Genomic DNA, 14,503 nt, shown 5'->3' with positions numbered 1-14,503 from the left:
ATTTATGACGAAACTGCTTCGCTCTGGTTTCCTTTCTTCCATCGCCAATACCCGAGTCCGGCCAACCCTGAACCAAAGAGGAGGACCGTAGAAGGCTCCGGAACTTCTCCCCCTGGAGGAGGAGGGGTGTTTCCCGGCGCGAAAGAAATCGTACTATGAGAAATTCCTTGTCCTTGTCCGTGATTAATTGAGACTCCCAGGGTATCCCAATTCCCCCCGCTTGTAGCTACACCACTCGCGAAGTAATAGGCACTCCAGAAGGTATTGGTCTTGAGGGTTAGAACGATAGCATCAGTGGTTGGAGTGTCGATACTCCACGTTCCTGAATTGCCGGGCTGACCGGTCATCGTAAAGTCTGACGCGTTCGGACCAGCATCGACCATACTCGTGCCGGAATCATATTTGGCGTCAGGCGTCCAATTCGTGATCCCATCGAAGACCCCACCGTTGATGGCTGCCAACAGGGCAGCGAAGTTCATGGCGCCCTCATTCCCCGAATTGGGACCGATACAGGCATCGTAGTCGCCGCGACCTGTCGCCGTTATTGACCCAAAGGCATCATTACACGAACTGGCCGCCATGGGCATGGCCAACGCGGTGGTTCCCGTTCCACACGCCAAAATGGCCGTCAAGCAAAGACCGAAAATTGATACGCGTTTCATAATGCGAACCTCCTTGATAGATAGCAAGAACTTCGGTTGTACAGAAAGAAAATTTAATGTCTCTCATAGTCTGAGCAATTGAGATGCCAAGGTCCCAATGTTGATGGCCGCTCAAGAATTGATAGGAACGGAGAGATATGTGAGAGAACGAGATACCAATGCATGCTCATCGAAAACGAAAGACGATGAGTTCTTTTGCCGGTCTTCAAGGCACTGTCAAAAAACCAAACGATTGTTCTTTGAGAAATTCCTTAAAGCGTCGAAGAAGGAAGAAAAACTGAGGACAATCTCAACGAACGAATCACAACAGATAAATGACGAGCATGATTTTCGGATAACAATGTGTAAAGGGGAGCGACACTTAGAAGGTACCAGCGAGAAGAGCTCATACTATTAGAATGCGAGTCGTGCAGGATTCGTTAGAGACTGTTAAGAAAAAGAGAAATTGTGTCGAAAGAAGACACGAGGGTTTGCGTTCATGGCCGAAAAACGTGTCCCGTTTCCCATTTCTTGTAGAGGAGAGTGATGTTATCCATCGCTGATCAGTATCGCGCTAGAGGAGTGTTGGCGTTACTTTCGCGATCAATGAACAATGGACGACGAGACACGAACAACGGATTTACGTTAATCGAAATGCTCGGTGTGTTAGCCGTGTTGGCAATCCTGGGTGGGCTGCTGGCTCCACAATTCGTCAAACATTTGAATATCGCGGCGCGAGACCACGAAGCCATGTATTTGGAAGATATCGCCAAAGGCATCGAAGTCTATTTGCGAGAAAACCGTTCGTGGCCTGCCAACCTTCCATCCTTGAGCCCTGATTATGTGCCGATTGCTTCAACCCGGATCGGGACGAATGAACGAGGGTTTCCCCGGTATTTTTTCGTGCATCCGGACATGGGAAGCTTTAACAATGCGATGGGGATAACGGGCAGCGATCTGCCAGATGCGCGATTTCTCCTGATCTCCAATCTCGCGGCAGACGCCAATCCAACGATCACAAACGGGGCGCAATTCGATGTCTGGTGGAATACCGATACGACGACAACACCAGATGTCGAAATTTACCGTGGCCACATGGGCAGGCTGTTTCATCTGGTCAGCGTGAGTGCAGTCGGGGATGGAGGGAGTTACCGAATCGATGGGACGGCGACGAACTCCGGAGGAGGGAGATTAACGTCCTATGGCAATTATCATCTGGTGGGGACGCCGATAGAACTGGATGAAGCGGATACGTTTTCGAACGGAAATTCAGAACTGAATTTTACGCTGACCTTCGACGCAGGCTATCAATTCAATCCGGATTGTTACGCGGGTTCGCGATGGAATGCCCTGGGTTCGACCTGTCAGACATGATGAAGGATATCATCCTTGAGGCGTCTTTTCTATTTCGTCAACAATCGCATAAGAGTCTTCACGCTTGACGTATCACGTTCTTTTCCCTGCATCTCACGTCACACGCCTCATGCGTTCCGTCTGACGAACCGAGGGTTTTCCTTTCTCGAGTTTATCGGCGTCATCGCGGTCATCGCGATCCTTGGCGCGGTGATCTCTCCGGCCGTGATCAATCATCTCAAGGCGGCTGTCCGCGATGCTGAAATCACAACACTCCAAGGCATCGCGCAAGGTATCGAAGTCTACCTCAGGGAAACCCACGCCTGGCCTCCAGATCTTGCGTCGCTCAGTCCTGATTATCTGCCCACCGACATTCTCCAATTGACGCGGAATGACGCCGGGTTCCCTCGTTATTTTTTCGTGCATCCCGATGTCAGAGGCCTCACGAATGCGACAGGCTTATCTTCGAACGAGCTTGATGACGCACAGTATCTTCTTATCTCTAGCCTGATCGACGACGCAGCTCCCACGATTACAAACGCCGCGGAGTTCGACGCGTGGTGGGATACAGACGAAACCTCCACGCCGGACCTCAAAATCCATCGAGGTCAAGTCAGTGATCTGTACAGCTTGTTGACGCTAGAAGCTCCTGGGGCAAGAGGAGCCTATCGAATTGAGGATGTGACGACCAATTGGGATTGTCGCGCGAAACCGGCGCTTATTCATACGAAATACCATCTCGCTGGAACCATGATTGCCCTCGATGAAGTCTCCCCCTATGGCACACCAGAAGTCCAATTCTCCCTCATGGAAGATAGGAGTTATCGATACGACCCCTGTCACGCCGCTGGTTCACGCTGGAGGACGATGCCGGCGTCGAACCCTGAATGCTGGTCCCTATGGATGACGACAGCAACAGACGTGCCTTCGCCTAGCGGCGCGCCGTGTCTGGATAGCTGGCAGAATGGGGAGGTGCTGCAATTCGGAATGCCTGATCTAGCGGGGGAGCCAGGACTGACGAGTGGGACCCTTTCGTCGGCTGTCTCTCTTGATGGATTCTCGTTTGGGGGAGTGAACGGCATTTCGGCTATTCATTACGTCACGACTCAGATGACGATCGGCGTGACGACGACGATGGAGGTCAAGCCCGGGGATCTGTTGCTCTCAACGAACACTTTTGAAGCGTTAGTCAGCAATACCGCTCTGACCGTTGGCTCCAACGATCTGTTTATTTTTCGTCCTGACAAGCCTGGAGACTATTCCTCAGGGACATTTTTGATGTTGCTGCATAATTTCACAGGGTGGGGGATCTTTGCGAATAATGCGACGAGCATCTCGTTGATCGAACGCACGGTGACTGTCGGTGACGTGAACTTGCAAGCCGGAACATTCATTTTCAGTGAAGCAGGCGGCAATCAGAACAATATACAGTATTTTGTGCCGATGGGGGTGGGGCTTGGGACAACGAGCGGCACGACCTCAACGCTGATAAACGGCAGTGATATTGATATTGGTGTAGGAACAGCTGTCGTCGGCCTCGATGTCATCGAAGAGGCCGTGACGTTTGCGGGAACGACCCTTCAGCCGGGTTATCTCCTCATCACGTTAGGCCAAGCGGAAACAAACGTTGGCATGAACGATTTGGATGTCGGGCCATATGACATATTTTATTTGGATATTTCTGCGACGACGATGGGATCGGGGGCAACCGTCGCCAATGCGACACTTCTCCTTGAGGGAGCGGACGTTGGACTGAATACGACGTCGGAAAATATACAAGCGGTTTCGCTGGCGCCAACGCTGTGAACAGCAGCAATTGAAAGACGAAATACGGCCGATGAGATTCGGAAGAACCATAGTTGAAGGCAACATGCAAAGAGCTATACAGACCACCTTGAGTATCGAACAACGAGGGAAGAGCGACGGCTTTACCTTGATCGAAATGATCGGCGTACTGGCTGTCATGACCGTTCTTGTCGCGCTCTTGCTCCCGAGAGTCTTCGAGATTATGGCCGAATCAAAAGCGAATGCCTTGGTCGCAGCGGTTAAGACCTATGAAACGGCCGTCGTTGATTATTATGCGGACATCGGTTCGCTTCTTCCATTAGACGTCTCAGGCGTTCCGGCCGTGGAAAACAGCGGAAATAGTAATAATAGCCGATCACTTCCTGCGCGATTGACCCTGGATCAATCCGATCCTTTGAATACCGGCAACAATAGTTGGGTTAAGTTCAAGGGGCCTTATCTCGCGAAGTTCTCTTCGACGACTCCTCCGGGACTTGGCACGACGGTTCGCATGCCGGCGAGAACACCAGAAGCGTATGGGACAGCGACGACGGGATCAAACCGTGCATGGGATCTTAATGACGATGCGAATAGTGATATCCCGGCTTCGGCCAACGTGGTCTATGTCTCGTTTTCCGACATTACGCTTCAAGACTTTGAACGCGTGGATTCGATCCTGGATAAAGGATTTGGCGGTACTGCAACAGAGCGGCAACTTCGCGGTCGTGTGAAATATGACATCACGACAAAGGAGATGTTGATTTACCTCATGCATGGATGAATGGGGAACGCGTGACGCCTCTCCCGGGAGCTGCAAAACGCAAGACGGGGGAGAAGAGACCTGGAGCAAAAGACGAGCGAGGGTTCATTCAAAGTTGAAGGCCAACATCCACAAGATGAGCGGAAAGCTTGATGATAAGGGGTTTGCTCTCATCGCGATGATGGGAGTGTTGGCGATTGTGGTGATTTTGGCGACCGCGCTGCTGCCGAATATGGTCACAAGCTTCAATACGAAGGCCAACGAGACAGAAAATGACATTCTTGAGCATATCGGGTCGAGCTCGGCGACCTATCTCCGGAGTACGCATACGTGGCCTCCGACGCTTGCGGCTCACACGAGTTACTCGCCATTGGATTCTACACAGCTCTTACGGAACGACCGCTTGTTCCCACGATACTATGTTCTCCATCCCAATATGAGCGGATTCAATAACGGCACCGGGTTGGCAGAAACGGCACTGGTCGATGCGCGATTTCTCTTGATTTCGAACCGGGTGGCTGACGCGGCTCCGACCATCTCCAACGGGACGGAATTTACGACATGGTGGTCAATGGACGAATCGGTGAATCCGGAATTGCATATCTATCGGGGAAACCTGGCCAGCACCTTTTTGAGAGTTTCTTTATCTGCTGTCGGTAATGGCGGGAGCTTTCAAATTGGAGGAACGACGACACATTCATCGGGTGGGACCCTGGCGCCGTATGAGCGGTACCATCTTCCCGGGACGATTCTAAGCTTCGATGAGGCCAATACCTTTGGGACTCCGGAATTGCAGGTCGTCCTGACGTCAGATGTCGAGTTTGAATTCGATCCAGCATGTGAGGCGGGAAAACAATGGCATGTGCCAGGCGTCGAATGCGGCGGTGAGCCTGCGCAGTTCTGGCTCACGACCTGGGGGGCTCCCACCGGGAAATCCGGGGTGGGCACATGGAATAACGATATGATGATCGCCTATGGCGAGCCAGGTCTCACGTTCGAGTCGGGGCCAGCCGGGACGACGGCTGGGACATTCCGCGGGCCTCTGGTCGATCTTCAGGAGTTTGGAGCGTCGGTGGTTGAGTCACTCCATTTCGTGTCGCGAGATATAACGATTGGTACAGGCGCCAATACGGTCGATCTCAAAGCCGGTGATATCCTGGCATCCGATATTCACGATGTCACGATGACGAGTCACAATTCATTGTTTGTGGAAGAGAAAGATGTCTATGTGTTTCGTCCCTGGAAGCCAGGGGACTATTCCTCAGGAACGTTTTTCATGTTGTTCGATGGATCGGATGTGGGGTGGGCTCGTGTGCAAGGGGTGTCGCTCGTGGAAACGGCGACGAAAGTGGGGGGGACGACCATCCAGGCTGGCTCTTTCTTGATGCGGACGGCGATACGCTCAGGAATCAAATTATTCGTTCCATTCTGGGCAGGAAACACTACGGCCGGCACCTTGACGGACTTGTACAATGCCGATGATTATTTCTATTCGTTTGAATTGGTCGAGACCCCGCTGAAGGTCGGCGATGTGACCTTAAAAGCCGGACAGATTTTGTCGACGACGGTGGGGGATGGTGTGTTAGTGGGTGACAACAATCTGCTGGTCAACAGCGAAGATGTCTTTGTGTTGGATTTGACGGGAACAGGACTCTTGTCGGCCGGGAGGGCCACCATGTTGTTTGATGGGAGTGATGCGGGGCTGATCCCCAGTTCATCATCGGATTCAGTGGTCGGAATTACATTGAGCGGGACTTGTTCCAATTGGCTCCTGCCGATTATCAACCCGGGGTTCGAGACTGGCGACCTCACAGGCTGGACACGAACTGAGGATGTCTTTGGCCAAGGTGGAGTGAATCAATGGAATGCCACGACAGCTTCCTATTATATGCCCAGTGCGCCTGGCGGGACCTATTTTGCCAGCGCCGAAACAAATGGGGAGACGGGAGGAAATACTCATCGAACTGGTCTTTCGCAGCGGATTGCCGTCAGCGCTTGTTCTGTGAATATTGATGCTGGCGGATTGGTTGTGACGCTCTCGGGAGTCGGTCATGGACAGACGGATGCTCTCAAACGGGACTACGGGAGCTTGCAGCTCACTTTTTATGACGCGGTTTCTGGGGGGAATCCGATAGGCAGTGCGGCCGTCAGCAACAATGCCACGGCCTATTCTTGGACTGACCTCACGATTCCGTACGTCGAGGTTCCCGTCGGGACGCGAAGCATCGAGGTCACTGTATGGGGGACGAAGAACGCGCAGAGTACCTACACCGACGCGGGTGTGGATAATCTCGGAGGCATTATGCTGGCGGAGACGGCCGTGTTGAACAGGGTCTCAAATGGCAGCTTCGAAGAATACTTCGATTTTGCCGGGTGGACGTACGCCGGGACGATCGGCACGGTCTTTGACGGGACATCCAGTCTCGTGCTGGAGCAAGCGTCAGATCTAGGTATCACGCCTCCTGACGGGACGTATCAGGCCAGAATCCGAACGTTCGCAGATTCTCCCGATACCGAAACCAGTGGTCAGGATAATGGAAATCTCGAGGCGTTCTTTGGATTCACCAATGCTGCCTTTAACGCAAAGACGGGCATATCGATTAAAGAGTTTGAAGGGATCAAGCAGACTGTGCGTGTTGGGGACGGTAGCCAACTGTCATTCCAATGGAACTTTGGAACGGCGGATACGCCCGGTGGGACGTACAATGACCTCGCGTTCTACTACGTGACGGATTCGAGCGGCAGTGAGGTTCAGTTCACGATCTTAGGCAGTGTCAAGGGGTCGTCTTTTATTCCTGGTGGTCCAGGCGGGAATATGACCGGCTACCAAACGACCTATTTCAATTTTCCGGGTGCGGGGACCTATACGATCTACTTTGGCGTCGCTGAGGATATCGACACCGACGGACCATCCTTCCTCTATCTTGACGACTTCCAGATGACGACGTCATAAATAACGGCGAACCGCAGGCACGGCGTTTTCATGTGCCTCCCCACCACACTGGCGAATGACGACGGGCATCTCTGTCGTTCACCGCTATCCGTTTTTAAAAGAAATTTTCCCTAACCATCAAGAATCATACAGAAAACTCCGAAACTCTACATGAGTGTCTATGGAGGACTCTGTGCATGCCTGCCGGATGGCCGGCGATTTCGAATGATGATTGATCTCACTCTCACGAGGCCAGGTTTTATGACGCCTCGAAAAAAAACGATTCTTGGCGTGAGCCTGATTCACGGCCGCTTTCGTGCCCTGGCTGTCGTGAAGGATCAGGTCGTGGGGCAATGGGAATATCCGCATCGGGTCGAGTCTTCTGGCGATTTGCGGACGGCAGTCAGAGAAACCCTCAAACACACTAACTTTTCTGGCCAAAAAATTTCTTTTCTCATTGAAGATCAACGCTTTGTTCATCAATACATTCAAGTGCCGGCGATGAAGCCCTCTGACCTTCGTCTATATCTGAAGAATGCTGTCGAGGAGATGAAAACCTGGGATGGTCCGACTACGTGGCGGTTTCGAACCACTCGAGAGGCTCGGGGGAGAATCGGCGTTCTGATTGATATTTGGCCCAAAGATGTCGTGGATTCCGTGATCGAAGTCAGCCAAGCATTGGACTTAACGCCAGTGCAAATCGCGCCCCTCTCCGCAACATTCGTTGAGCAGGTCCGGTCGCTTCCCCTCGATAATCATGATGTCGTGCTCCTGGTGACGCTCGTGGCCGATAAGATCGCGTTGCTCGTGGCGATGGGCGATGGTACGCCGTTATTTGAACGCTTCTTGGAGCCGACATGTGAGGGCGTGAATGCGTCCGAACGGATCGGACGCGAAATCACACGATCAATCCTGTTTTGTGCCCAACAATATGCGATTAATGTCTCGCAAGTCTGGATGGTCGGAGAATCATCGGATGTCTCGGTGGCAACGGTGCAACCCTTCGTGGGTCTGCCGTTGAACCAAAGTCCTATGAGTCCGGACCCATCCTATTGGGTCTGGGTCAGCCTGGCATTGCCAGTTCGAAGTCCGAGTAATTTTACATCGAAAGAAGCGATTCTGGGGCCTATGCGAAACGTGATGATGAAACTCACGGCTGCAGCGGTGGTAATCTGTTTGCTCGTGGGAGTCGGGCTCGTCAGCTTTTTTCAAGGTCAATTAAATGGAACGCATAATCTCGCGGTGGCCCTCGCAGCCGAATCAAGCGATTTGCTGAAACAAAAAAAAACCTGGAAGGACCGATTGGCTAATTTGGCCGATCAGAAAGCTAGAGCCGAGCGTATTCTAGACCAACGGGTTCAGCCATTGCCCGGTTGGCTTTTGGGACACCTGGGAACGATCCTGCCTTCGGAACTGACTTTGAACAAGGCCATGATTACGCATGAATCGAATGAGTGGCGAGTGGAGCTGACCGGCCTGGCGCCTGGTGATCTGGTCACTGGCTCGCAAAGTTTGGCGACTCTTGAAGAGCGTTTGAGAGAGGGACCATACCGAGTCTCCTTCGTCGGGGATTGGCGCGGAGCATGGCTTCAGGAGGTTTCGACGAAACAACAAAGAGGGCTGGACGCCCAGCCTCGAACATTTTCAATGATCGGAAGAATTCAAGGATAATGCCGCGTTTTGACGATGAATGAATTGCTGAAAAAGGTTGGTGGATATTCCCGTTCGATTATGGTGTTCGCCATCGGGCTTACGCTGGGCTTTATCGGTTTCGTTCTGCTGACACAGATGTCAATGATTGAACAGGCTCATTCGAGCAACCAGGCCAGTTACTACCTCTCGCATGAAATCGCGGATCTTCGTACGCAGTGGTCGCAGGCTCATCCGGACAACGTACGACAACGCATGCAGAAGGCCGACCAGATGCTCCTTCGCGACTTCGATCATCTCGCCCTCTGGTTTCAGCAACTGCAGACGCAGGCGTCTACCATGGGGTTGCAGGTCACTTATCGCGTGCGTCCCACTCGCATTGCTGTTCCTGGTTTCACCGAGGTCGAAAAGGTTCCTGTTGATTTAAAAGTGTACCCCGAAACGCCGAGCATGCTTCAAGGCGCCTACCAAAAATACCTGCGGTTTCTCCGTCAACTCTCGGAAGATCAGGTTCGAATGGATCTTCAGGAAGTAGAGGTGCAGGGTGGAACGGGAGCGGCGCATATGAATGTGGGGCTGCATGTGTGGATCAAGGCTGCTGCATGAGACAGTACCTGAATAATCCGTGGGTCGTTCTTGGACTCTGTGTCGTAGCGGTGGCGCTCTTCTACTTCAATACGGAAGAAGAGGTCATCCGGCAGGCCTTGCCGTCACGCGCTTTGCCACTTGCCTCCTCCCCTCTTGCTGAATTCAAGTCATTGAGTCATGAACGTTCGATCACCGATACCACGGAATTTGGGTGGACGACAACCTTCGAACGCGATCCGTTTGCGCCCATGACGGCGCAGTCCAAGAATCCCGAGAAGACGGCCGATCAAGAGAAACGGCAATTAGCCGAGGTTTCAGCCCCGCGTGTGGTTCTTCCTGCGCTGGAGTTGAGCGCCGTCGCCTTGGAACCGGCGCCGAAAGTCGCGATGATCAACCGAAAACTCGTGGAGGAAGGTGATCGGGTTGAAGGCCTGCGAGTCGCAAAAATCGAAGCCGATGGCGTGTGGCTTCAGGGGCCTTCTGGTCGACATCATGTGGGGTTTAAAGATTCGAGTGGTACTACCAACAGAGGGGAACGGAGAAGCCAAGAAATGGTGCGAACGAGGCGTGAGTCTGGACTGTCCGATTCAAGAGGAGACGAACGAAGAACGAAAACACAGGCCGTTCTCAAGGATGGTCGAGATTGTTCTACAGGTTCCGCCTGTTCGTGATGGGAGTGATGAAGAGTTGATACGTATGAATGTTCGTACTATTCCAGGCAATGTTTTTTGGGAAAGAGCCTGCTTAACGGCGCTCATTCCGGCATTTCTTGTCCTGAGTAGTTGTAGCACGGCGCCACGTTCCGTCGCTGTTCAGGATGAAGACGATTCAACTGTCTTGAGCGTTGCCCCGCAATCGCCTGCTCTCATAGGGTCACTGCCAGCTCAAGACATGGTTGAGCCGCATGTGTTATCCGTCGCCGATCGAATGCCTTTAGGGCATCTGGCCGAGGCCGCTCAAACCGAAGAAGACCTGGGGCCGCTCTTTAGCTTTCGAGCTCAGGACATGCCATTGGTTGATGCGTTGACACTCTTTGCCCATACGAATCAACTCAATATCGTGGCGGGACCGGACATTACCGGCAATATCACCGTGAATTTCCACACGTTGCCGTTGAAAGCCGCCATGTCAGCATTGCTGGATGCCCATGGGTACTATTGGGAACAGGATGGCGACCTGATTCGGGTGCGTAAGTACGAAACGCGAATCTTTAACCTGGACTACATACGACTTGTCCGGGGAGGCACCGGAGAAAACAAAGCCAATATCTCGTCAAGCGGTGGCGGGAGCGCCGGACAAGGAACAGGAGAAATTACGGTTAATCAACAGGACGAGATCAAGTTTTGGGAAGAATTGGAAACCCAGGTGAAATCCTTGATGTCAAAAGAAGGCCGGCTCGTGTTTAACCGGCTCTCAGGGACGATCCAGGTGACAGACCTGCATCAACGAGTCGTCGACATTGCTCAATATCTTGCCAAGGTCAGTGGTTCTCTCCACCGTCAGGTCGAGATACAGGCCCGTATTTATGAAGTGAATCTCAATGACAGCTATAGCCTGGGAATAAACTGGGACCAGATCACCTTAGATGGTGTAGCCGGTAACCTTGTTTTATCCAATATCATCACGGCTCCGTTTGGCGGATTCGTCGCCAAGGCGGCGACTGCCCAGGCCACGACCACGACGAGAACGTCTTTCCCGAAAGGCACGTTTGAGACGGTGATAGAGGCTTTGCAGGAGCAGGGAGATTTGAAGGTGATTTCCCAGCCTCGTTTGTTGACGCTCAATAATCAACCGGCGTTGATCAAAGTGGCGACCGACCAGGCGTTTTTCACCCAAACGGTCGTGCAAGGAACGGGTGGAACGGGAAATATCGTCACGGAACAAGCCCGCTCCGTGACTGTCGGGCTCGTGCTTTCGGTCACCCCTCAGATCTCGGACGATGGATGGATCATGATGGATGTAACGCCGATAATTTCCCGTCTTCGTGAAATCGCCACGTCCCCTCAGCAGACGGCGACGGCCCCCATTCTTGATGTGAAGCAGTCGTCTGGATTGGTGCGGCTCAAGGATGGGGAGATGGTGATCATCGGAGGGTTGATTCAAGATGAAGTATCCGAAACCGAGCGGAAGGTTCCGCTGCTGGGAGACATTCCTTGGTTAGGGCGACTCTTTAAAGGAACCTATAAAATCACGGCGAAGAGTGAACTGGTGATTTTTCTGCAACCTCGAATCGTGGAGGGCCGTTTATGATCTCAGGTAATTTAGCCTTGTGTTATGAGGACCTTGGTTTTATCGAACCGCCATTTCGTATTACACCGGATACGGATTTCTTTTTCCCGGGAAGCCGGCATCTTGAGGCGCTTACTCATCTCCGTTTTGGGATTGCCAGCGGTAATCTCACGATGCTGACGGGTGAAGTGGGGCTCGGGAAGACGCTCATCTGCCGGCATTTGCTTCGGCACCCACCCGAAAAAACGCGATTTGCCTACTTACTCAACCCCGATCAATCGTACGGGGGGCTGCTGGCTTCGATCTATGAAGACCTGACGGGGGCGATCCCCCAGGACGCCTCATTGGGATCGCTGCAACGCGAGTTGCCGCGTTTACTGCTGCGGTTGGCCGAAGGCGGTGAGCGGGTTGCCGTACTCGTTGACGAAGCGCACCGGTTGAGTGGAAAAGTCTTGGAAGGATTGCGTCTGCTCTCGAATTTGGATACCGAAAAAGAAAAGTTGATGTGCCTGCTGCTCGTCGGTCAGCCGGAACTCGAGAGTAAACTCATGAAACGGGCATTGCGTCCCTTGGCTCAACGAATCAGCGTACGGTATCGCCTGAAGCCTTTCACCCTATTTGAAACGATGAAATATGTCCGACATCGTTTGGCGGTCGCGAAAAAAGATGAGGGTGTGCACGTGAATTCCGCCATTTTGGCGCTGATTCATGCGATGAGTGGAGGAGTCCCGAGACGAATCAATCAACTTTGTGATCGTTCGCTTCTTGCCGCCTACGCCAAAGGACAACGGATCGTGAGTCCCTGGATGGTGCGGCAAGCGGCGAAAGAAATCGGGTAGGGCGCGAATTAATGAATAAAGATTATTGCCAAGCGTTTTATGTTTTCCGTCTTACGTTTAATGGGGGCTATTGATGAGTATCATCACTGATGCATTGAATCGTCTTCAGTCCGCACGGGGGGATATCGCACGCCCGGCCGCACATGATCCTGTTCCCATGAAGGCAGAAGAGCCGAAGCCGTCAGTTGAGGTGGAACAATCGGGAGACACGGAAAAGCCAAAACACGATGCACGCTTCGTGACCGTGTCTCTGGGAGGATTTCTCCTTGTGGCGACTGTGGCGCTGGGGGCCTATTGGTGGGGCGAATCACTTGTGTTAGACCTCCCGCAGGCAACTCCTCACGAAAAAAGTACAGGCAATCCTTCCTCAGGAAAAAATGCCCATGTACAGATGAATGAGACTGTATCAGTCAATAGCCGCCCACAAACGGCAGAACGTTCTGTTGCGGCTCTCTCGAACGACCCAAGTCCCAAAGCATCTGTTGTAACCACTAAACTGGATGATCATTCGTTAAAGCCTTCTGGTGAGACGCAAGAAAAACTCGTCATGAGTTTATCGCGTGAGGCTTCCGCAGAACCAGTATTGGAAGAGAATTCTGTGCCTGTAACGGTCGCAAGCCTTGCCTCGAGAGGAAAGGCCCCAACATCCTCGACTCGTGAGGTGAAGGTTCGAGAAGCCGTCCGAACACCTGAAAATATCGATGGCCTGGGGCAAAACCAACGGTCAGGGTCTGATGCCCTCGTAGCCGCCACCGTGGCTGACGTGGCTGACGTGGCTAATGAGAGCCCCATGGTTGGTGATGATTCTCAAAAAACCGAGGAACTTCCTCGATCGAATTTTTCTTTACTCGATTCCTCTTCGGGCGATACTGGAACGCAAGAGATTGTGAGGGTATCTGGTCACGAAGCTAGAGCAGAAGAATACAGAAAACCCAATGACAGGTTGAACGTGGCCCCTATTCCTACAAAGCAGGAGGCATCAGGTACCGCCTCCGATTTCACTCACCATTCACATGACAACGCCCCGGAAAATTCTTCGCAGGTCAAGACCACTGATTCCACCATGACATCGTCAGAGACTCGGTCTTCGAGTCATCAGCAGACTTCCCCTCAGGCAGAGGAGCCACAGAAAAATTCGTCAGTCGCTGGTACGGCCGACGAAGCCCTTTCCTCTCAGCAACGTCTCGTGAAGGCGCGATTACTGATCGGCCAAAATGCCCATGCTGAGGCGATCACTGTTTTACAACCGCTGTTTACGCCTCCACCCGCCTCTTGGGAACCCTGGTTTTGGATGGGAACGGCCCAATTGGGAGTTGGAAATCTTGACAAAGCCGAAGAGTCTTTTATGGAAGGTCTCGTCCGGGACGATTCCGTAGGATATCTTTGGGTCCAGCGTGCGGTGGTGGCGCAGCAACGTGGGAATTTCGGCAAAGCGATGGATGCGCTTCGACAAGCGGAACTTTTGGCCCCGAAACTTCCGGAGGTCCACCTGAACCTCGCCTATAATTTAGAGTATCAAGGGAATGCCAGGTTAGCTCATCAACATTATCAAGAATACCTCTCGTTGACAGAAGGCAAGCCGATGTACCACACGGTTCGACGAAAAGTCTTGGAACGTGTGCTACGTCTAGGCAGTTCCTAGCCTCTCGGCAAATACGACAAACCCCGCGTGGCAGGACGTTGTCACAAGCGGAAGGGGATATCCGTTCGGATGTCCTGACACGCA

11 protein-coding genes are annotated in these 14,503 nt (G+C 52.6%); 10 read left to right on the top strand and 1 reads right to left on the bottom strand.

The genetic code is table 11. The features are described from left to right. Positions 1 to 2 precede the first annotated feature (2 nt). Positions 3 to 662, bottom strand: a complete 660-nt coding sequence (locus tag MRJ96_03695; protein ID MDR4500542.1) for a PEP-CTERM sorting domain-containing protein — start codon at positions 660 to 662, stop codon at positions 3 to 5. A 525-nt stretch (positions 663 to 1,187) separates the two neighbouring features. Here MRJ96_03695 and MRJ96_03690 point away from each other — a divergent pair. The 10 genes from MRJ96_03690 (at position 1,188) to MRJ96_03645 (ending at position 14,419) form a co-directional block, all read left to right on the top strand. After that, entirely contained in the window at positions 1,188 to 2,015 is an 828-nt protein-coding gene (locus MRJ96_03690) for a type II secretion system GspH family protein (protein MDR4500541.1), read from the top strand. A gap of 15 nt (positions 2,016 to 2,030) precedes the next feature. After that, positions 2,031 to 3,800, top strand: a complete 1,770-nt coding sequence (locus MRJ96_03685; GenBank protein ID MDR4500540.1) for a hypothetical protein — start codon at positions 2,031 to 2,033, stop codon at positions 3,798 to 3,800. 64 nt (positions 3,801 to 3,864) lie between these two features. Next, positions 3,865 to 4,560 (top strand): type II secretion system GspH family protein, encoded by a 696-nt coding sequence (locus MRJ96_03680; protein ID MDR4500539.1) that lies wholly within the window; start codon positions 3,865 to 3,867, stop codon positions 4,558 to 4,560. A gap of 115 nt (positions 4,561 to 4,675) precedes the next feature. Continuing rightward, complete coding sequence (locus MRJ96_03675; GenBank protein MDR4500538.1) at positions 4,676 to 7,492, top strand: type II secretion system GspH family protein; 2,817 nt, start codon at positions 4,676 to 4,678, stop codon at positions 7,490 to 7,492. 240 nt (positions 7,493 to 7,732) lie between these two features. Next, entirely contained in the window at positions 7,733 to 9,142 is a 1,410-nt protein-coding gene (locus MRJ96_03670; GenBank protein ID MDR4500537.1) for a hypothetical protein, read from the top strand. Between the two features lie 9 nt (positions 9,143 to 9,151). Further along, on the top strand, positions 9,152 to 9,727 hold the full coding sequence (locus MRJ96_03665) for a hypothetical protein (GenBank protein ID MDR4500536.1): 576 nt from the start codon (positions 9,152 to 9,154) through the stop codon (positions 9,725 to 9,727). Further along, the gene (locus MRJ96_03660) at positions 9,724 to 10,380 is read left to right on the top strand and encodes a general secretion pathway protein GspB (protein MDR4500535.1); all 657 of its coding nucleotides are present in this window, start codon (positions 9,724 to 9,726) and stop codon (positions 10,378 to 10,380) included. The genes MRJ96_03665 and MRJ96_03660 overlap by 4 nt, the downstream gene beginning before the upstream one ends. Before the next feature lie 25 nt (positions 10,381 to 10,405). Then, a complete protein-coding gene (locus tag MRJ96_03655; GenBank protein ID MDR4500534.1) occupies positions 10,406 to 11,959 on the top strand; it encodes a hypothetical protein in 1,554 nt (517 codons plus the stop codon). Continuing rightward, positions 11,956 to 12,777: an AAA family ATPase gene (locus MRJ96_03650; protein MDR4500533.1), complete on the top strand. Its 822-nt coding sequence runs from the start codon at positions 11,956 to 11,958 to the stop codon at positions 12,775 to 12,777. Before MRJ96_03655 ends, MRJ96_03650 begins: the two co-directional genes overlap by 4 nt. 73 nt (positions 12,778 to 12,850) lie before the next feature. Continuing rightward, positions 12,851 to 14,419: a hypothetical protein gene (locus MRJ96_03645; GenBank protein ID MDR4500532.1), complete on the top strand. Its 1,569-nt coding sequence runs from the start codon at positions 12,851 to 12,853 to the stop codon at positions 14,417 to 14,419. Positions 14,420 to 14,503 lie beyond the last annotated feature (84 nt).

The sequence above is a fragment of the Nitrospirales bacterium genome (genome assembly GCA_031315865.1).
In the GTDB taxonomy this organism is placed as follows: domain Bacteria; phylum Nitrospirota; class Nitrospiria; order Nitrospirales; family UBA8639; genus JAGQKC01.
The sequence above is the reverse complement of the archived record's forward strand: the minus strand, read 5'-3'. Positions and strand labels throughout refer to the sequence as shown.